The sequence below is a fragment of the Streptomyces sp. NPDC058701 genome (assembly GCF_042715295.1).
Taxonomy (GTDB): domain Bacteria; phylum Actinomycetota; class Actinomycetes; order Streptomycetales; family Streptomycetaceae; genus Streptomyces.
The window spans coordinates 13,274-32,764 of sequence record NZ_JBHXSY010000016.1; the positions used below are offsets into that span (position 1 = coordinate 13,274).

General features: G+C 68.4%; 14 protein-coding genes and 6 pseudogenes. 10 read left to right on the top strand and 10 right to left on the bottom strand.

Features of this window, described 5'->3' with window-relative positions; genetic code table 11:
* Window positions 1–142: 142 nt before the first annotated feature.
* The 5 genes and pseudogenes from ACFWW8_RS18950 to ACFWW8_RS18970 all read right to left on the bottom strand — a co-directional run bounded on the left by ACFWW8_RS18950 (window position 143) and on the right by ACFWW8_RS18970 (window position 3,753).
* On the bottom strand, window positions 143–859 hold the full coding sequence (locus tag ACFWW8_RS18950; RefSeq protein ID WP_386530110.1) for a hypothetical protein: 717 nt from the start codon (window positions 857–859) through the stop codon (window positions 143–145).
* A 152-nt stretch (window positions 860–1,011) separates the two neighbouring features.
* A pseudogene (locus ACFWW8_RS18955) lies at window positions 1,012–2,132 on the bottom strand (IS630 family transposase).
* Window positions 2,133–2,211: 79 nt separating this feature from the next.
* Complete coding sequence (locus ACFWW8_RS18960) at window positions 2,212–2,511, bottom strand: hypothetical protein (protein WP_386530111.1); 300 nt, start codon at window positions 2,509–2,511, stop codon at window positions 2,212–2,214.
* 201 nt (window positions 2,512–2,712) lie between these two features.
* Window positions 2,713–3,294: a YdeI family protein gene (locus ACFWW8_RS18965; protein ID WP_386530112.1), complete on the bottom strand. Its 582-nt coding sequence runs from the start codon at window positions 3,292–3,294 to the stop codon at window positions 2,713–2,715.
* Between the two features lie 87 nt (window positions 3,295–3,381).
* Window positions 3,382–3,753: a hypothetical protein gene (locus ACFWW8_RS18970; protein WP_386530113.1), complete on the bottom strand. Its 372-nt coding sequence runs from the start codon at window positions 3,751–3,753 to the stop codon at window positions 3,382–3,384.
* A 154-nt stretch (window positions 3,754–3,907) separates the two neighbouring features.
* Between ACFWW8_RS18970 and ACFWW8_RS18975 the strand changes: the two genes are divergently transcribed.
* The 3 genes from ACFWW8_RS18975 (at window position 3,908) to ACFWW8_RS18985 (ending at window position 8,166) form a co-directional block, all read left to right on the top strand.
* On the top strand, window positions 3,908–5,161 hold the full coding sequence (locus ACFWW8_RS18975) for an IS256 family transposase (RefSeq protein ID WP_386530114.1): 1,254 nt from the start codon (window positions 3,908–3,910) through the stop codon (window positions 5,159–5,161).
* Entirely contained in the window at window positions 5,158–5,655 is a 498-nt protein-coding gene (locus ACFWW8_RS18980) for an HAD domain-containing protein (RefSeq protein ID WP_386530115.1), read from the top strand. Before ACFWW8_RS18975 ends, ACFWW8_RS18980 begins: the two co-directional genes overlap by 4 nt.
* Window positions 5,656–5,964: 309 nt before the next feature.
* Window positions 5,965–8,166, top strand: a complete 2,202-nt coding sequence (locus ACFWW8_RS18985; RefSeq protein ID WP_386530116.1) for an endonuclease — start codon at window positions 5,965–5,967, stop codon at window positions 8,164–8,166.
* Between the two features lie 73 nt (window positions 8,167–8,239).
* Here the strand turns inward: ACFWW8_RS18985 and ACFWW8_RS18990 are convergent, their stop codons facing one another.
* Together ACFWW8_RS18990 and ACFWW8_RS18995 are read right to left on the bottom strand one after the other, a co-directional pair.
* Window positions 8,240–10,276 carry a M36 family metallopeptidase gene (locus ACFWW8_RS18990; protein ID WP_386530117.1) on the bottom strand — a complete coding sequence of 679 codons (2,037 nt, stop codon included), beginning with the start codon at window positions 10,274–10,276 and terminating at the stop codon, window positions 8,240–8,242.
* 30 nt (window positions 10,277–10,306) lie between these two features.
* Window positions 10,307–12,232, bottom strand: a complete 1,926-nt coding sequence (locus ACFWW8_RS18995; RefSeq protein WP_386530118.1) for a M28 family metallopeptidase — start codon at window positions 12,230–12,232, stop codon at window positions 10,307–10,309.
* 342 nt (window positions 12,233–12,574) lie between these two features.
* On the opposite strand from ACFWW8_RS18995, the pseudogene ACFWW8_RS19000 reads away from it, so the two are divergent.
* The 6 genes and pseudogenes from ACFWW8_RS19000 to ACFWW8_RS19025 all read left to right on the top strand — a co-directional run.
* Window positions 12,575–13,412, top strand: a pseudogene (locus ACFWW8_RS19000) (IS5 family transposase).
* 716 nt (window positions 13,413–14,128) lie between these two features.
* Window positions 14,129–14,782 carry a class I SAM-dependent methyltransferase gene (locus ACFWW8_RS19005; RefSeq protein ID WP_386530119.1) on the top strand — a complete coding sequence of 218 codons (654 nt, stop codon included), beginning with the start codon at window positions 14,129–14,131 and terminating at the stop codon, window positions 14,780–14,782.
* A gap of 77 nt (window positions 14,783–14,859) precedes the next feature.
* Window positions 14,860–15,478: pseudogene (locus tag ACFWW8_RS19010) on the top strand (ISL3 family transposase); the annotation flags it as partial.
* Between the two features lie 306 nt (window positions 15,479–15,784).
* Window positions 15,785–16,351: pseudogene (locus tag ACFWW8_RS19015) on the top strand (transposase family protein); the annotation flags it as partial.
* Window positions 16,352–16,584: 233 nt separating this feature from the next.
* Window positions 16,585–17,040, top strand: a complete 456-nt coding sequence (locus ACFWW8_RS19020; RefSeq protein WP_386530120.1) for a hypothetical protein — start codon at window positions 16,585–16,587, stop codon at window positions 17,038–17,040.
* A gap of 120 nt (window positions 17,041–17,160) precedes the next feature.
* Window positions 17,161–17,250 (top strand): annotated as a pseudogene (locus ACFWW8_RS19025) (IS5/IS1182 family transposase); the annotation flags it as partial.
* A gap of 170 nt (window positions 17,251–17,420) precedes the next feature.
* Here ACFWW8_RS19025 and ACFWW8_RS19030 read toward each other — a convergent pair.
* The gene (locus ACFWW8_RS19030) at window positions 17,421–17,609 is read right to left on the bottom strand and encodes a hypothetical protein (RefSeq protein ID WP_386530121.1); all 189 of its coding nucleotides are present in this window, start codon (window positions 17,607–17,609) and stop codon (window positions 17,421–17,423) included.
* On the opposite strand from ACFWW8_RS19030, the pseudogene ACFWW8_RS19035 reads away from it, so the two are divergent.
* Window positions 17,569–17,727: pseudogene (locus ACFWW8_RS19035) on the top strand (IS5/IS1182 family transposase); the annotation flags it as partial. The gene ACFWW8_RS19030 and the pseudogene ACFWW8_RS19035 overlap by 41 nt on opposite strands.
* A gap of 65 nt (window positions 17,728–17,792) precedes the next feature.
* On the opposite strand, the gene ACFWW8_RS19040 reads toward ACFWW8_RS19035, so the two are convergent.
* On the bottom strand, window positions 17,793–18,665 hold the full coding sequence (locus ACFWW8_RS19040) for a hypothetical protein (RefSeq protein WP_386530122.1): 873 nt from the start codon (window positions 18,663–18,665) through the stop codon (window positions 17,793–17,795).
* Window positions 18,666–18,689: 24 nt separating this feature from the next.
* Window positions 18,690–19,490: a hypothetical protein gene (locus ACFWW8_RS19045; protein ID WP_386530123.1), complete on the bottom strand. Its 801-nt coding sequence runs from the start codon at window positions 19,488–19,490 to the stop codon at window positions 18,690–18,692.
* Between the last annotated feature and the right edge of the window lies 1 nt (window position 19,491).

Sequence of the window (19,491 nt, forward strand, 5' to 3'; positions counted from 1 at the left end):
CCGCCGCTCGGGTATCCCGTGGCGAGTCGCACGACAACGACCGCCGCGACAATAGGCCACTGCGGTGGGCACGGGCAACACGGGCCGGGGCGCATAGCCCCTGGTCAGGAAGGTTCTCCAGCCCGTCGTGGACGGGAACCCGCTAGGCGTCCCCGCCGGACGCGTTCTCCCGCGCCCGCTCCTCGCGCGAACGGCGGGCGATGGACTCGATCAAGGCGATGATGGGCTGCGCGGTGTCGTCCGGAACCTCGGCGAGTGCACGCGCGGCGTACGCGACGACGCCGGGGTCCGCGCCGGCCGATCCATCGGCCCGGGTGCCCCTGAGGCGCCGGATGTCCTCGTCCTGACGCGCCACGGTCTTCTCCAGGAGGTCCTTGTGGATCAGTTGGAGGACTCGGTCCAGGGCCTCGGCGGGCTCGGCGACGAGGAATTCGATGCTCTCCCCGAAGAAGCTTGCGATCCCGGCCGCGTGATCGAGGTTGGGGGCCTTCCCCGTTTTGATCAGCTTGTCGAGCCACTGCGCGCTCGTGCCCGCACCGACGGCGATCTCCGCCAGTGAGTACGCACGCCGACCGCCGTCCGGCGCGGCCCGCAGGCGCGTTCGGCGCAGGAAGACGATCCGGGACACCACGCGGCGGTGCCGCTCCTCCGTCGCGTCGCCCTCACCATCGGCCTCCTGCGGCAGTGGCTCACCGCGCAACAGGGCCTGCACGTGCTCCACGGGCAGCCCCGAGGCGTAGGAGAGGCCGCCCTCCCCCTCCACTCGCAGCACGTCTCGGCTGTCGAGGCCGGCGCCTTCGAGGAGGGCGTTGATCCGCTGAGCCGTCCCCACCGGGTCCGCGGCGGTCCCCTCGCTCATGGCACTCCCCCACTCGATGTTGACGTGCAGCACTGAGCGCCGACGCAATGGTTGATGCATCACACAGTATCGATCCCGATTCGGCGCCAGCAACCAGGGATGACGTGCATCAGCCTAGTGCTGTGTCCGGAAAGGTTCACCGGGTTGAGCGGTCAGGCCGCGACGGGTAGTGGTCGTCCGCCCCGGCGGATGCCTTTCTCGCTGCGGATACGGGCGCGTTCGCGTCGTTGGGCTGCGAGGACGTCGGGGTGGCGGGCGTTCTTGTTGCGCCAGCGCAGGTATGCGTGCAGGGCTGGGGTCTGGACGGTGTGGTGGGGATGGTTCGAGTTGGCCAGGGTGAACTGCCGTAGCGGTCCGAAGTGGGCCTCGATCGGGTTGGCCCAGGACGCGTGGGTCGGGGTGAAGCACGGCTCGACCTTGTTCCGGGCCGCCCCCCTGCGGATTCTCCAGTTCAGGTGGGCGGAGAGGTTGTCGAGGATCACGTAGATCAGGGCGCCGTCCGGTCGGGCCGCCCGGATCGTTCTCAAGGCGGCCCAGGTGTGGTCGATGCTCTTGCGACGCCGGTTGATCCCCCACATCTGATCGTCGCCGATGGAGTAGCAGCCGTGGAAGGAGGTGATGCCGTGGGTGCGCCGGCAGGTGGCCGGCAGACGGTTCGGCCCTGTCTTCTCGGCCCAGCAGGAGCCGGCGGTGGGGCGGATTCCCCGGGGGCCGAACTCGCCGAACGCGAACGTGCGGTCCAGCCGCTCGTTGATCGCGTACTCGATCCGGGCGGGCTTGGCGTCGAAGTCGGGGTCCGGGGACTCCTACCAGGTCTTCGTGCGCTGGAAGGAGACCCCGCGGCGGGCGACTAGGCACCGCAGTGCTCCCGGCCGATGAGGACGGGGCGGGCACGGTTGCGCCGCAGGTGATCGGCGAGCTCGCGGATCGACCAGCGAGTGAGGGGCTTACCCAACACGGTCGGGCGGGTGGCGGCCGTCTGGACGACGAAGTCCTCGTCGTCACGATCGAGAAGGCGGGGACGACCCCCCGCCCATCGGGGGTTCAGGCATGCGAGCCCGGTCTCGTTGAACGTGTGGATCACATCGCGGACGGTGTCCTCGTCTGCCTGGACCAGGCGGGCTACGACCGGGACCGTGCTTCCAGCAGCCGAGGCCAGTAACATCATCGCCCGCCGAAACCGCACCGAACTCGTACTGCCCCGCCGGACGATGTGCTGGAGTTTCCGGCCCTCCCGCTCGGTCAGCCCGCGAACCCGGACCGGTTGCGCCATACCGCCTCCCCACGCTGGTTGGAGAAGTCATTTCCAACCAGCACAACGAGCACCCCGGTGAACCTTCCCGGTCACAGCACTAGTTGATCAAGTAACAACTGTTCTGCGGGATTCTTCGCACACAGTCCCGCAGTTCACACACATCCATGCCCCCGTGCGAGCCGATGCCAGCCGGGACAAAGTCGACACGACGGGCGTCGAGCCGGTCCATCGCGGCCGCCATGTCCGGCCATGCCGGGGAGGCCAGGATCGCGTCGCGCACCAGGCCCGCCGGCATCGTCGTACGAACGAGGGCGGCCCACCGGTCGGTGCCCTCCACCTTCGCACGCGCGATCTTCGCGGCGACGGCCTGGTGGACTACGGCGGTCCTGCGGCCCATCTGCGGCAGGACGTGCCGAGGTCGACCCCGACCTGCTGGAGACCGACGAGCCGGCGGGCCGTCACCGGCCGGTCTCCCGTCGCGGCCGTCTGCAGGATGCAGGCGTTTCTGCGGTGAATCCGGCCGCTCGCGCGGGTGCGTTATCCACCGAGGGCCTTTTCTGAGCGGATGCCGGGCCCGCTAGGCTCCCGATACAGTTGATCATGACGGCCGCTCGGACCTCGCCATCGCCGCCACCATCCGCTCCAGTCGGGCCACCCGGGTCTTCTCGGTGCGGGCACTGACCAAGCCGAGATACAGGGCGAACCGGTCGGACTTGCCGAGCGTCCCGTAGAACGCCCGCGCCGTCGGGTTCGCATCGAGCGCCTCGACGAGATCCGGAGGTGCGGTGGCGTTGCTCTGCGAGGCGTATGCCGTCGCCCAGCGACCGTCCGCCCGCGCCGTCTCGACCTCGGTGAAACCGCGGGGACGCATCCGTCCCTCGGCGATCAGGACCTCGGCCTTGTCGACGTTCACCTGCGACCAACGTGACCGGGGGCGGCGAGGTGTCGTGCGCTGCAGGAAGTACCTGTCGTCGAAGCCGTGCCGCACACCGTCGATCCAGCCGAAGCAGAGCACCGTGTCGACCATCTCTCCCCAGGTGAGCGACGGGATGCCGGTGTGCTTCTTGGCGATCTTCACCCAGAGCGCGGTCCGCTCCCCGTGATACTCGTCGAGCCACGCCTCCAATTCGGCCTGGCTCGCAGGGACAAGAATCTCGACACCGTCCTTGTATTTCTCCATAAACCGCAGGGTAGAGGCGATATAGGACAGGTTCTGACCTAAGAGAAGGCGCCTACCACCGCGCCGTTCACCCCATGCGACCCGCTCTTACAGGGCAAGGCCGACGGAGCCCAGCCGCACCCGTACGGCGCCGAGGTCACGCTCGTTGCCGCGCTCCGGAAGCCGGGCGCTGTCGCGGCCCCGACCCGGGCCACCGGCATCCAGCGGTCGACGACGATGTTTTGAAGGCGATCCGGGGTCCGCGCGGGCCGGGTTCGTGATCGTCAATAAACGATGGGTGTAGCAGGCGCCTTCGGACTCCTCAGTGGAGGCGTTGACGCGCGTGCCCATGTCCAGCCCGCGGCACTGGTGGTCGATCAGCGTCACGTCGACGGCGCCCGGCAGCGTCGCGAGCGGCTCGTAGGCGTCGGCCGCCGCGTGGACCAGGCATAACCGACACCAGCCTGACCCTCGACGCACCAACCTCACCCTGACACAAGCGAGCAATGCTCAGGACCTGTGGATCGGACTCGGGAGGGGTGCCTCGCGGAACGCGGAGGGCGCACCTTCCCGAGTGATCGACTTCTGGTCATCGAGTAGGCCCGCGTTGCAGCGCGGTCGGGAAGGCACGCCCGTGCTGAGCGTAGTCAATGAGGAGGGCACCACCCACAGCGGCTCCCTGATGGACGACATCGTCCGTGAGGGAGCCCGTCGGATGCTCGCCGCGGCCCTGGAAGCCGAAGTCAACCCGTACATTGCTGAGTTGACGGGCGAGCGGGACGAGGCCGGTCGCCGTCTGGTGGTCCGCAACGGCCGCCACCGCGAGCGGACGGTGACCACCGCCGCAGGGCCGATTGCGGTGAAGGCACCCCGGGTGAACGACAAGCGGGTCGATGGCGAGACGGGCGAGCGCAAGCGGTTCTCGTCCAAGATCCTCGCCCCCTGGTGCCGAAGGTCCCCGAAGATCAGCGAGGTCCTGCCCCTGCTCTACCTGCACGGTCTGCCTTCCGGCGACTTCGTGCCTGCAATGGAGCAGTTCCTCGGCTCGGCCGCGGGGCTCTCGCCAGCCACGGTGACCCGGCTTACCAAGCAATGGGGCGACTACCATGCCGCCTTCCAGGACGGGGACCTGTCCGGATCCGACTACGTGTACGTGTGGGCCGACGGCGTTCACCCCGAGGTCCGCCTCGGCCAGCCCAGCTCCTGCGTCCTGGTCCTCATGGGAGTGCGCACCGACGGCAGAAGGGAGCTGATCGCGCTCGCTGAGGGCCTGCGCGAGTCGGCCGCGTCCTGGGCCGACCTCCTGCGGGACTGCCGCCGGCGCGGCATGCGCGATCCCGAGCTCGTCGTCGGCGACGGAGCCATGGGTCTGTGGCGGGCCCTGGCCGAGGTGTTTCCGCAGGCCGGACATCAAAGGTGTTGGGGTAACAAAACTGGGAACGTGGTCAACGCCCTGCCGAAATCGGCCCAGCCCGGCGCGAAGAGGGCGCTGCAGGAGATCTACAACGCCGAGGACCGCGATCACGCCGAGAAGGCGGTGAAGGACTTCGGGCGCGCCTACGGCGCGAAGTGGCCGAAGGCTGTCAAGAAGATCACCGAAGACGTCGATGAACTCCTGGCGTTCTACGACTTCTCGGCCGAGCGCTGGATCCACCTGCGCACGATAAATCCGATCGAGTCGACCTTCAGCACGGTAAAGCTGCGGACCAAGGTCACCCGCGGCGCCGGCAGCCCGGCGGCGGCCCAGGCGATGGTGTTCAAGCTCGCCGAGTCCGCCCGGGCCCGCTGGCGCGCGATCACCGCACCCCACCTCGTCGCCCTGATGCGCAACGGCGCCCGCTTCGAACGCGGCGTCCTGGTCGAGCGTGAGCCGGACGCTGCAGCATGAGTGAGCGCAAGAAACGCCCTCTGCTGTTTCTGGACGTCGACGGACCTCTCCTGCCGTTCGGCGACGGCCCGCAGCGCAAGCCGTCAGGCACCGCGACAGATTCGCATCTGACGCGGCTCGACCCGCACGCCGGGCCCCGCCTCGCGGCACTGCCGTGCGAGCTGGTCTGGGCCACCACTTGGGAGGAGGCGGCGAACACTGACATCGCACCGCGGCTCGGCCTGCCGCCCCTGCCGGTCGTGCACTGGCCGGAACACTCCGACGCGCAGGAACGCGAGGACCAGTGGTTCGGGCTCCACTGGAAGACCCGGACCCTGGTGGCATGGGCGGACGGACGCCCGTTCATCTGGGTCGATGATGAGATCACCGACGCCGATCGGGACTGGGTGTCCACCCACCACCCCACCCCGGCCCTCCTCCACCGCGTCGCGCCGTCCCGCGGCCTCACCAACGAAGACTTCGAAGCCCTCGAACAATGGCTGCGGGCCACCTGAGGCTCCCTGCGGTGATCCACGAGAATTGACTATTGCTCCTGACAAGCCGAAGTCAGCAAACACGGGGAAAGTGGTCTCAACCACTCTGTGTCCGGTCGAAACATCCCGCGCAACGGCTCGGGTGCCGGGGCAGCAGGGAGATCGTCGTCCATCCCGAAATTCGGAGAAGGTTCAAAGATTGACGCAACAACCACTCCGCAACGTCCCGCTGTTCGGCTGAGCGGCACCCAAGCCCTGTGCCCATACTGAAATGACGGAGGAACTCCGACATCTGAGCACGGAAGAGTGCCGCCGAGGAGGCGAGCCGAGATGACAGTGGAGCAGTCGTCACAGGTCGACACGGGTTTCCTGGAGCAGGTGGAGGATGCCAGTCGGCGCTACGCAACCCGTACCGCGGAGCGTGACGGCCATATGGAGGCGCTCGAGCAGCACGGCATCCTGTATGCCGACACCCAGGAACGGGTCAACAGCAGGCTGAACCGTATGGGCGTCGACTGGGCCATGGCCACAGCGATCGAGCGGACGTCGGAGACCGCCACGACCGGTACCAGCCTGGATCTGGACCGCGAGCTGGTCAGCACCGACCTGCTGACGCTCGAACGGTTCATGGGCCGCAACGATCTTATAGGAATCGACTACCTCGAAGGCGGTTTCCTCGCCGCCCGCTCAGTCGGGCGAATTACCGTCCGGAGTCCCGGGTCGTCCCACCACGGAACCGGTTTCCTGGTGTCCCCCTCGCTTCTGATGACGAACAACCACGTGCTGGGCTCCGCCGAGGAGGCGGCCGCCGGAGTCGTTGAGTTCAACTTCCAGTCAGGCTTGGACGGGCGGCCGCTCGTTCCGGTCGTGTTCCAGCTCGATCCGCAGAGCCTCTTCGTCACCCACCGTGACCTCGATTTCACCGTGGTTGCGGTCTCCGAACGCTCCCGAGACGGTCAGCCGCTGGCGTCCTTCGGGAGACTGCCGCTCAAGGAAGCTCAGGGCAAGGCCGTCATCGGGGAACTCGTCAACATCATCCAGCACCCCAACGGCGAGCCCAAGCAGCTCGCCCTCCGGGACAACCAGATTGTGGACGTGCTGGACGACTTCGTGCACTACGCGGCCGACACGGCGCGCGGCTCCTCGGGGTCTCCGGTGTTCAACGACCAGTGGGAGGTCGTGGCACTGCACCACGCAGGTGCTCCCCGCAAGGACCGGGACGGCAACGTGCTGGCCGTCGACGGAACCCGCTGGCATCCGAGCATGGGGGAACACCGGGTGGACTGGAAGGCCAATGAGGGCGTGCGGGTCAGCCGCATCCTCGGCATGATCCAGCAGTTCCCTCTGTCCGGCGCTGCCGCAGCACTCCGCGCGGAGCTGTTTGCGGCCGGCTCGTCCCTGCACCCCGTGGAAGCCTCGCCGTCGACGGTCCTGACTGACCGGATGGATGGCGCCGCGCCCCAGAACACAACGAGGGGCCGGAATGGCGAGCAGCCCGCCACGACAGGAGCCGTCCGCTGGAGCGTCCCCCTGCACATCAGCGTCAGCCTCGACGCCGACGCCCCGCAGCCCCGGGCCGAATCACCTGCAGCTGAACCGGCGCACCGTGCGACCACCCCCTCGTACGGCAGGTCGCTGGCCGGGATCGGAAGTATCGACGGCCAGTCGCCGGCCGAGCGGGACCTGGCAGCCGCCATGGTCAACCTCGCGGCCTTCAGGGCCCGCCCCTACTACGACGAGGCCGCGGACCTGACGGCACGCGACGCCTACTATGCGGGCATTCACCCCGGCAACCCCACAGGCCTGCGCCTCGCGCTCACCCAGCGTCTCGAGTCCACGCACGAGCGGCGGCCGGCGTACAAGCCGATGCGTCTGCTCTACCCGTGGGTGGACCTGCACCCCGACGAGAAGCTCCGCGGCATCTACTCGGACAAAGGCTTCACCCCACAGGAGCTCATAGCGGCCGACGCGGCGGTGGAGGCCGCCCGGATCGGACGCTGGCAGGAGTTCATGCTCCACGAGAGCGCGCCCGGCCGGGAGGCCATCGAAGCCGAGCTCGACCTCTTGGAGGCGTCACTGCCCTTCAACTGCGAACACGTCGTGCCCCAGTCCTGGTTCGCCAAGAAGGAGCCGATGCGCGGGGACCTGCACCATCTCTTCGCCTGCGAGTCGGCGTGCAACAGCTTCCGCGGAAACATCCCCTACTTCGACTTCCCGGACTTCGACGAGGCCGTTCGGCACGCCTGCGGGCGCCGGGAACCGGCGAAGTTCGAGCCCTCGAAGGGCAAGGGACCGGTCGCCAGGGCGACGCTCTACTTCTTGCTCCGTTATCCCGGCATGATCGGCGACGAGGCGCGCGAGCTCCAGCGGGGCGGCCTCGAGCTCTTGCTGAACTGGCACAGGGACCATCCGGCGGGCATTTACGAGCAGCACCGCAACGCGGCGATAGCAGAGATGCAAGGCAACCGCAATCCGTTGATAGACCACCCGGAGTGGGCCGAGCAGATCGACTTCGCAGGTGCCTGGCCCTGACCTGACGATCGAACGGTCCCGTCCGTCCCTCGCGCCGGCGCGAGGGACGGACGGGGCCGTTGCTGATCCGTTGCTAGTCCTGGGATCCGGGCGGGGGCATGGCCACGCCGCCCCGGCAGCCGTCGTAGGACGCGTTGGCGCTCACGGCGTCGAAGCCCATGGCGAACCGTGCGAAGGCCTCCCAGGCCCCGGTGCGGACGGCCGCGTACTCGGCGCTTGTCAGCGCCCCGCCCTCCATCGCCCTCAGGGCACGCAGGATCGCGTCGCGGGCGGCGAGGAACGACGGGTTGCGCGGGGTGAGCTTCATGCCGTCGACAACGACCTGCCAGGTCACCCGGTACCCCCGTTCCTTACTGCCGAGCGCGGTAGAGGTCTTGCGGATCAACTCCATGAGCGCGGCGCACCAGATCTCGCCGACGTTGTGGACCTCCCGGTAGTTCAGGTCGGGGTTGCCGGGGACCTGGCCCCTGCGCAGGCCGATGTGCGCGAACGTGCCGGGGTACTGGCTGTCGTAGGGCCGGTTCCGGATGCCGCGAGGGTCGTCGACCACCCAGTTGCCGAGGACCGTACGCTCCTGGGCGCGCGAGAAGTTGATGATGCTGAGCGCGAAGAAGTCGCCCCAGCCCTCACCCATCGACCGCGACTGCTGTTCCCGCAGACCGTTCGCGTCGGCCAGGCCGCCGACGAGGCGGTTGCTCACCCCGTGGCAGAACTCGTGGTAGACGACGTCCGCGTCGAGCGCTGTGTGCCGGTTCGTCCCCTCGACCAGGCCCATGTTCATCTCGGCGGCCAGGCCGTCGGCCCGGGTGGCCATGGTCGCCGTGCCGTCTATCTCGCCCGGACGCGCGAAGGCGTTGACCGGGTCCGCACCCTTGCCGCGGCCCGTGACGTTCACCTTCTGGAAGTTGCCGAACTCCTCCGTGAAGCCGAGCATCATGAAGAAGTCGTGCATGTAGTTGCAGAAGTAGAAGATGCTGGTGACCAGGTGCTCGGGACTGTTCGCCAACGGGTCGAAGACAGTGTTGCCGCCCAGACCTACCTGGACCTCGAACGGCAGATCGTTCCCACCGAAGGCGCGCACGTTGTTGCCTTCGGTCGCCATCCTCCCGTTGGTCGGGTTGGTCCAGGCGTCCGGGAAGCCCGCAGGCAGTCCGGCGGGCACCAGCGTCGGATAGTCGGTCAGCGGCGGCGGGAAGGTGACCTCGGCGAGGGCTCCCTCGTTCGGGTTGTGTTTGAAGACGGTGCCGGCGACCACGTGGTTGGTCGCGTCGTAGAAGTAGAGGATTTCCGGAGCCTCTGCGTCGACCTGCTGCCCGGCGGCTTCGACGAAGGCGTGGTACTGGACGACCAGGTTCTTCCGCGAGAAGGTGAAGAACCAGGCGAGCCGGGCATCCCTGCCCATGTAGAGGTACACGAGCCGGGCCGGAATGGCTTCCTCGAACGGACCGTTGGAAAAGGTCAGTGGCTGGTTGTTCCCGGATTGAGCCGACAGGCACCGGAAGCCCTGGGATATGTCGAGGGCCGGGAGTTCGTCCGCCCCGAAGGGCCCTTCGAGAATGACCGCCTCGGCGGCCTTCGCCGCCGCCACGGCCAAGGCCGTCTCCGGGGAGACCACGGGCGTCACCGGGAGGTCGGCCGAGACGCTCACCGTGTCGCCGACGACCCGATCGACCGTGCCGTCCTCCAGCAGCCACACCTTCGGCGACATGCCCCACACCTCGATGCCGTTGAGCATCTGCTGAAGGCTCACGACGCGCATGCCCGCACTGGTTGCAGTCACCGAAGGGTCGGCCTGGAACTCCGCCGGCTCGTCGGCCGCGAACCCGATCGCCTCGGAGACGGAATCGACGTATTCCTTGGCCTGGTTGATGTAGAAGCTGTCGGGTGTGTCCTCCGGTGCGGCCGAGCGCCGGCTTCCGAAGGCCGGGGCACCGTCGGCCCTCAGTTCACCCAAGTGCCCTGTAAACCGGTTCACCTTGTTGGGATCGGCGATGAGGGAACGGTTGGCCTCGTCCGCCACCCGTTCGATGTCGGCAAGGAAATCGTCGGACCCGGCGACCCCTTCGAAACGGTCGTAGGTCATGTCCCGCTTGTCAATCAGCGTGGTCATGCTCACCACCTGCTTCCTACCATTGAGTTCTCAAAGGCCTGCAAGCGTGAGAGCGGCCACCGTGACGCCCCGGGCGATGTCCGTCGCGTACTCCGTGTCGTGGTCCGGGTCGTCGAGGGTGTCGCCCGGCTTGTGGTACTGCCGCGTACCGGTCGCGGGCCCGCTCCCGTCGAAGAAGTTCTCGCACACTGCTACGGCCGCCCAGCCGCGCTCGTGGAAGCTCGCGTGGTCGCTCCGGCCCGCGGCGGGGTCGTCGACTCCGCTGAGCCGGTCGAGCGTGAGGCCGGACGACACCACCGAGGTGGCGCGTTCCACGCAGTCGCCGAGTACGTCCGAAGCGTCCCCGGCCGGCCCCGGCACCACCGAGCCCGCGTGGATCTCCATCGTGCGTACGCCGTTCTGGCGGCCCGCGATCATGTCCATCTGGAGGACGCCCCCGATGACGTCCCCGGCCGAGGCTGCCGCGCGCGCGTACACCTTGCTGCCGACGAGCCCCTGTTCCTCCGCATTGAACAGGACGAAGCGCACCGTGTGTGTCGGGGTCCGGCCCGCTGCGACGATCGCGGCCAGGCATTCGGCCGAAGCCAGGACCGCCGCGACACCGCTCCCGTCGTCGTCGGCACCGGGCGCCGGATCGACCGCAGGATCGTAGCGGCGTGGCAAGCCGTCGGCGGCGACGAACTCGCCCTGTTCGGCGGTCGAATCCAGATGGGCCGTGATCAGGACGGCCCCGGCCGACTTCTCGACGCGGTGCTCGGCCTCGACGTTCGCGATCCGGTGGCCCCGCCAGGTGAAGCTGCCCAGCCGGACCGTCAAGCCAAGCTCGCGCAGCCGTCGGGCCAGCGCGTCAACCACGAGCGGATTGTCCCCGCTCGCCGCGTCGCGGCTGCGCACCTTCAGCGGGGCTCCCTCGACGAGCGGTTCCGCGCCCGAGACACGGGAGACGTACGCGCGCATCACCGCCGAGGTGACGGCCGCGCGCACCGCCTCGACGGTCTGCGCGGACGGCATCGCGGGGTCGAACCCGGCGACGAACCCCGCGGCCTGCGCCTCGCCCGGGCGGGACAGCAGGGCAGGGTCGGGCAGCAGCCGTTCGGTGTGCCCGGGCTGGGCACCGGGGACATGGACTCCTTCGACCGGGGCGTCGGCGGCCGCCGCCAGGTAGACACCGCCGGGAGCCGGACCGAGCGACACGACGGCCGCTCCCGAGCGGGCGAGCTCACCCGCCACGAAGGTGAACGCGGCAGAGGCACGCATGCCGGCCACCACCGCGGCCCGGTCCTCGGCGGGACCTGCCGCGAACGCCGCCGGGGCGGCCACCGGGCGGTCGTCCCGCAGCAGAAAGGCCACCGTCTCCTCCACCGGACCCCTGACATCGGTGGTGAACCCGGCCTGTTCCAGCGAGCTCATGCCCCGCCCGGTCGCCATGGCGAGAACGAGCCGGTCGGAGGCGACGTGCACGGGGACGACCTCGGAGGTGTTCGCGACCGCGCCGAGCTCGGCAAGGCCGCGGCCGTCCGGCAGACCGACCCTCGTCCAGAAGGCGGTGCGGCCCTCGACCGCGGCCCTCGCGAAGACCGGATGGGCCGCCGTACGCAGGCCCGCTGTGCGCGCCACGGCCCGCTCCTCGGGGTCCTCACCCACGAAAACGCAGTCGTCCGCCGCCTCGCCGGCACTCCCCACCGCGTCGTCGAAGATCCCGCGGCTGGACTTCGCCCCCCAGTGCCTGAGCCCGGCGTCGGGGAACCTGCCCTCGAAGGCCGCGTCGAGCGCTGCCTCGGCACGGGCCCGCGCGCCATCGCCGGCGCCGGGGTTGGAAATGATGCCCTTGCGCACCGACACAAAGGAATCCAGTACTTCGATGACACGCGGACGGGGGCGGAAGCTCAACGAGCCGTCGTCCTCGAATGTCACGTCGGCGAGCGTCGCCCCGATATCGAAGAACAGAACGGACATCTCGGATCCTTCCGAGAGATCATCGGTCTGACCGGCACCCCGAGCCCCCGGGCCGAATCGCCCCAGCCGTCTCACGCCCGCGCGTTGGCGTCAGGCTCCGTCGACCGCACTCGCCGCTCAGGCTTCCGGTACCTCCTATTCTCCCGGGTCGGCGGGATACCGCATCCGGAGCACGCCTGCGCCGGCGAATGGGAGGCGTACATCCCCACCCGGATCACGAACCCACCTGCCCGTCTCGTTCGCTTCCGTGTCTCGAAGTCCGTCCAGCTTGAAGACGCCCCAGAATCGCCCGACAGCCCGCAGAACCACATCCTCCGGGCGCGGCCATGCGCACGCTGTGCCGTGAGCGAGCGCAAGCCGTACCCCAGCGACCTGTCCGACGCCCGATGGGCCTTGATCGAGCCGACGTTAACGGCCTGGCGGAAGGCCCGACTCGACCGCAGGCCCACCGGACAGCCACCCAAAGTCGAACTCCGCGACGCATTCAACGCGATCGTCTACGTCAACCGCACGGGGATCCCCTGGAAGTATCTCCCGCATGAATTTCCGGGTCACGGCACGGTCTATTTCTGCTACGCGGCCTGGCGAGACGAAGGAATCTTCACCCGGCTCAACTACGACCTCATCGGACTGGCCCGCGCCAAGGAGGGCCGCACACCCGAGCCGACCGCCTCGGTTATCGACACCCAGAGCATCAAGACCTCCACCAACGTGCCCCTGAGCAGCCAGGGAACCGACGCCGCGAAGAAGATCGTGGGCCGGAAGCGCGGCATCCTCACCGACACGATCGGCCTCATCCTCGCCGTGACCGTCGCCGGCGCCAGCCTCTCCGAGAACGCCATAAGAATACGTCTTCTCGACCAGGCGAAAGCGGTCTACCCACCCCTTGCGAAAAGCCGGGTCGACACCGGATCCAAGAACGCCGTCATCGAACACGGCGCCACCCTCGGAATCGACGTCGAAGTCGTCAACCGCAACCCGGAAAAACGCGGCTTCCACGTCGTGAAAGACGCTGGGTGGTAGAGCGGAGCATTGGATGGATCATGATGCACCGCCGTCTGGCCCACGACTACGAGACCCTCACCACAGCTCCGAAGCCATGATCCACGTCGCCTCCATCGACAACCTCGGCAAGCGCATAACGGACGAGACCGCACCAACCCGGCGAGGAATCTACTAGGGCATAAGCGGCAATACATCTACTTCAAACGCCCTCTCAGGGGATAGGGAGAGAGGTGTCAGCGTGCCGGGAGGCCCCCTACGGGCGGTGTGAGCTGCGGTGATGGGCACGCTGGAATCGTTCACGGCACTGCCGCGGCACTGGATTCCGCGCCGCCCGAAGAGCGGCCACCCCCCTTGACCAGGTCGGGCGCGGCTCCGGGTCAGGCTGTGCGGGCGGGAGGAGAGCGGGCATCGGATCCTCGGTTCTCCGGCCGGCGGCCGGGTCGGTGAGCTGGACCAGGTCGCGCGCCGCTGCGCACGAACCAGTGGCCACCGTGAGGAAGACCCCCTTGCCCGCTGTCTGACCGCTCCGCCCGACGAGCGTCTACTACGCCCCAGAAACACCTAGACCAGGCCAATCCATCCGTGACCAGCACCACATTCCCGTCCCGGGCTCACCGGGTTCGTGTGACGACGCAGACTGGTTGGCAAGGACGGCAGTAGAGCCCCCTGGGCAGAGAGCTGTGACGCCCCGTAGTTGGCAAGAGTGACGCAGGTCAGTTGGCAACCGGTGATCACACGGCGTGTCGCTGCCACGCCCCGGGTGGCCGCCGCCACCGTCCACGCCGACCACAACCGGGAGAAGGCGACCCCCACGCCACCCTCGCCCACCACACGGCACACCCTGCGCGCAGGGCTCATATCGCTGTCAGTGGTCACTGAGAGGATCACCGGATGACGAACTCCGCTGCCATCAGGGCCTACTGGGACGCCGCCGCCGACGTCTTCGACGAAGAACCCGACCACGGACTGACCGCAGAGCACACCCGTGACGCTTGGGCCTCCCGACTGACCTCCTGGCTGCCGACCCTCCCCGCGAGCGTGCTGGACGTGGGGTGCGGCACCGGCTCCCTGTCCAAACTCACCGCCGAAGTCGGCCACCAGGTCACCGGCGTCGACCTCGCACCGAAGATGGTCGAGCAGGCGCAGATGAAGCTGCGGGCAGCCCGGCTGAAGGGCCGCTTCCTGGTTGGCGACGCTGCCGACCCGCCCACCGGTGACGAACTGTTCGACGTCCTGCTCGCCCGGCACCTGGTATGGACCCTGCCGGACCCCAAGGTCGCCCTTCGCGAGTGGACCGCTCGGCTCCGCCCCGGCGGCCTGCTGATCCTGGTCGAAGGACGCTGGCGCGAAGCCGGACAGAGCGGCGTCCCCTACGTCGCCGGCGCCGAAACCCTGCCCTGGAACGGCGGCATCACCGCCGAAGACCTCACCGCCGCCGTACGCCCGCTCGTCGCTGACCTACGAGTTGAGGACCTCAGCAACGACCCCGACCTGTGGGGCGGCCCGGTCACCGACGAACGCTACGCGCTCATCGCTCGCATCTGAGCCTGCTCCCCGCTGCCCGGGACCAGCTGCACCGGTACCGGGCCGCAGCAGCCCGGCTGTATGTGAGCCTGTCGCCAAACCTGTGCGCCGCAGCTGCTGACGCGCCGGTTCCCCACTCACTGAGCGAGGCGAAGGCACACGGCAACTGCTGGGCCACCGTGCTGGACGCCCCCGTATGACGGGCCCCGCGCACAGACCACCCTGGACCGCTGGCACCAGGTCCACGACCTGTTCGGCCAAGGCGTGGGCCTCCTGCGATGTGGCCGTCGTCTGCAACTGGCCCTGAATATCGTCAAACGCCATGCCCGAGCCGACCGGCCCGAGCGGATGCTCCGCGTCCCCATATACCGGTCCGGCCTCGTTGACCCTCACCGCGAGCACCTGCGCAAACGCCGTGCCGAGGACCCCGGCGTCCCCGTCCAGCACCTCTTCGAAGAGATCAAGGCCCTCGGCTTCACCGGCTGCCTCAACCTCCTGCACAAGTAGATCAACCAAGGACGCGCGGACGCCGACCGCAGCCATATCTCAGCACGCAGGCTCGCGCGGATGCTCCTGACCAGGCCCGACAACCTCAGGGCCGAGCATCACCACCTCTTGGCCCGGCTGACCGCCGCCTGCTCCGCGATGACCCACCTGGCTACCGCCGTCCGGACTTTCGCCCAGCTTCTGAAGCCTCGGCCAGAGAAAGCCGACGCTCCTCGGATACATCACCCTCCGTCACCACCGAATGTGAGACAGCCCCGTTCGATTGACAGACCCGAAGCTTCGCCGGCTCGATGCGGGCCCGGAAGTCCGTCAGGTCATCGCGCACCGAGCGCAGCAGATCGCGGCCGGAGAGCTGACGCGTCACGCGCGACCGAGTCAGAGCAGGAGATCTTCAACGGGCGGGAGCTGCCAGGCGTGCAGCAGCCCGGCGGCGCCTCCGGCCTCCAGCAAGCTGTGCCCGGTCAGGTCACCGTCGAAGCGTGAGCCGTTGAACACGAGGGTGACGGCTGTGAGGGTAGCGAGTCCACCGCCCCCGCCTACACCAGCGCAGGCACCGAGCTGCTCGCCCAACGTGCGCCAGGTCTACTGAAGGCCCTGCGCGAGGCTGACCCCGACTTCGTCCTGCTGGACGGGGCCCTCGCCGAGTGCGACCGGGTCGGCGACTCACGCGCGGACTACTCCCACAAGCACCGCCGGCACGGAGTGAACGTACAGGTGGTCACCGATCCGGATGGCCGGCTGCTGTGGCTCTCACCCGCGCTGCCGGGCCGCGCCCACGACCTGACTGCCGCCCGCACCCACCGGATCATCCGCATCTGCGAGCGCCAGGAAGTTCCCATCCTGGCCGGTCTCGCCTACCAGGGCGGCGGCCCCTGGCTGACCACGGGCATCAACCGCAGGCCCGTGCAGGAACTCACGCCCACCGAGAAGTCCGTCAACCGAGCCCTGGCCGCGGCACGGGCACCAGTCGGACGCGGCGTCGCCCGCATGAAATTCTGGCGGATCTTCCGCAGGTCTCGATGCAGTCCGAACCGCATGACGTCAATCGCCAAAGCCATCCTCACCCTGAAGCGCCAAGACTGAAGAAGCTCATTGACCGATCTACTTTGCATCGCATTCATCATTGAATCCTGCGCGAAATGTAAAATCCCCTGCCGACTTGCGATCAGAATTACGGAGTGCTGCTCTGGAATGGGCAGGGGGTAAAGGGCTAAATGACCCGGGCCCAAATGGGTGGCGTTCAGCCGAAGTAGGGGGACGACGCGTCGTGTGACGACGGGATGCCCCGCGCTGCGACCCGCTATCGGAGGTTCACGATGACACAGGTCTCTTCTGTCCGCATCCCACTACGCCAGATCATGGCCGTGCTCTTGACAGCCGCCCTGACGCTTTCCCTCTCGGTGGTGCTCACCGTCACCTCGACGAAAGAAGCAGCCGCCTTGTGCTCCGCCAACCGGTACAACGGAACGTGGCGCTCGTCCGACGCGAGGCTGAAGCGTATCGACATATGGCAGGCAGAGGACTGCCACCTGTACGCCAGGGCCTGGTCCGTCTGCAAGAACGACTCGTCGCATATCTGCAGCTGGGGAAACCGGAGAATGGGAGACAGTCCCGAGCCGAACTTCCAGTTCGTCGGATACAACTGGAGCAACGCCGATGAGGTGCTGCACCTGCGGATGCAGGACAGGTCTCACATCTCGGTGTGGGACAGCACCGACTACCACAACGGTAAGAAGGTCAGCTTCACGGTCGCGATGTACAAAAGCCGTTGAGCCCGCGAAGGGCAGCAGCTCCGCCCGCGCTGCTACTGGACGAGACCCCTTACCCAGACAGGTGGGGGCCTCGCCGCTCGTCCCCCGACCCCGACCCCGACCCCGACAGGATGCGAACCGCGCCGGGGTGGGCCCCTGTTCGCCGACCGTGCCTACACGGGTGCCGGCTCCTGGGTCACCACCGGACTCAAACGGCCACCGGGCGGCGAACCGCGAGCTCGCTCGGAATCCGGTCATCGACAGCCGCCGGCGAGGCTTCAGCCTCAGACGCTATGGCTATGTTCTCGCTGGTCACAGGTGCAACCCTCCATGATCGGAGCTACACCGTTCTTCTTACCGTCCCCGACCGGCCTCACACTCACGACACCACGCCTACAACCTCAGTAACGCCGCAGTTCGAGTTCACGCTCAGCAAGGAGGGCGACGAGGCGGCCAAGCTCCTCGTGCACCTCGCCGGCCCGGACTCTCTCGGGCGCCTGGACTCCGTCACCGTTCGGATCGGGGACGACGACTACGACCACACGCCCGTCCAGCGACGCGAGGGGGCGGTCCCGCGGCGGGCTGACCACCAAGGTCCATCCCGCTTGCGCCGACCGGGGCCTGCCCCTGGCCGTCGTCGTCACTCCTGGCAACGTCAGCAACGACTTCAGCGTCTTCGACGCGGTCCTGGACGCGGCGCGGGTGCCCGGACCGGTGCCCATCCGGTGCAGTCCGCCCGACTGGTCCAGGTCGACGGGGCCGCTGCGGACGCCTCAGCGCGAGTGGAAGGCGACGCGCACCGCGGGGTCTGCCGGCACGACGAGGACGCCGCCGCCCGTCTTCGCCCAGTCCTCGGGGATGAGGAACATGCGGCCGTTGACCTCCGCGAGGAGCCGCAGACCCTCGTATCGGTACCGGAACCGCTGCGGGGGGCCGGTGACCGGCAGGGCCGTCTCGCGTACCTGCCGAGGGGGGAAGTACAGGCGCTCCGTCGTGTCGACGGTCACCGCGGGACGCAGCCACAGGTGCCGCGCCAGGTACCGAGCGTCGTCGGCGCCGTGCTTCTTGGCGTACGCGTGCGCCGCCCAGAAGCAGGATAGGCCGACCAGCGCGGCGACGAGGGCGAGCGCCAGCCGCTCGCGTGCGACCGGGTAGTTGGCGCCGGTGAACTTGAAGGACAGTGCCCTGCCGAAGACGAGAAGCACCAGTCCGCCGCCGATCAGCAGCGGGGTGTCCATCGCTCCGGCACGCCACACGGCGAAACCGCCGAGCACACCCAAGACGAACATGACCAGGCCGCAGGCCATGACCACATACGGCGCCAGTCGGCTCCCCGGCGGCAGGGGCGCGCCCCGGTTTCCCAGCTTGCGCGCCGCGTAGTAGACCAGCACGCCAACCAGTGCGACGGTGAGCGTCGCGCCCGCGGGGACGTAGAGGGCCCCGGCACTGCGCAGCGCGTACTCCTGGGTGGAAAAGCCGAGAGTCGCGGCGTCGACGCCGAAGTGCGCGTAGAGGGCGTCGGTGTAGGCGAAGCCGAAGTAGAGCAGCAGGGCGCCGATGAACGTGGTAGGGGCGACCAGTGTGGCGATGGTGACGACCCAATTGCCCCAGGCGGGCGCCCCGTTATCGGAGTCCGCTTCGGACATAAGGCCCCCTTCGCTCGGGCGGGCTCAGCCGCTGTCGTTGGACCGGCCGGTTGACGTGCCCCCGTCGGTGGTTTCTCCCGTGGTTGCCCCGGTCGTTTCGCCGGTGGTCTCGCCCGTGGTTTCCCCAGTCGTCTCCCCGGTGGTCTCGCCCGTCGTCTCGCCGGTGGTCTCGCCCGTCGTCTCGCCGGTGGTCTCGCCCGTCGTCTCGCCGGTAGTCTCGCCCGTCGTTTCGCCAGTGGTTTCGCCGGTCGTTTCGCCAGTGGTTTCGCCGGTCGTCTCGCCGGGCGTCACGAGATCCGCGGAGATTGGCTCGCTGACCTCGTCGGAGACCCCGGCCTTGCTCCGGAGCGTCGCGCAGACCTGGCGGATTGGCTTCGAGTTTCCGCCCTCCTTCGAGAACTTGAACTCCGGCGCGGCCTCACCCCCGGGGGGCACGTTCACGGTCTGGCTGGGCGGAATGGCGGGCCGGCTCTTCTCGCCCGGTGTGCAGTCCAGGACTTCGAGCGTACCCACGTAGGGCTCGGAGGACGGATTCGTGACCGTCTTCTTGTAACTCTGCGGCCAGTGGCCCGAGAAACTGTCGGAGAGCCGGCCCGCGCGGTTGAAGCTGCCGTCGTTCTTCTCCCTCTCCCGCTTCTCCCTCTCCCGCTTCTCCCTCTCCTGCCCGTCCTCCGCTGTCGGGGCGGTCACGTTCGTGTCCGGGGACGAATCGGGGTCGTCGCCGGAGGTGCAGCCGGTCAGCGGGGTTGCCGCGGCGCAGACGAGAACGAGTGCGAGGAGCGCGTCCCCCGGCCTGTTCCAGGGACGAGTCGTCCGGCCGCGCATG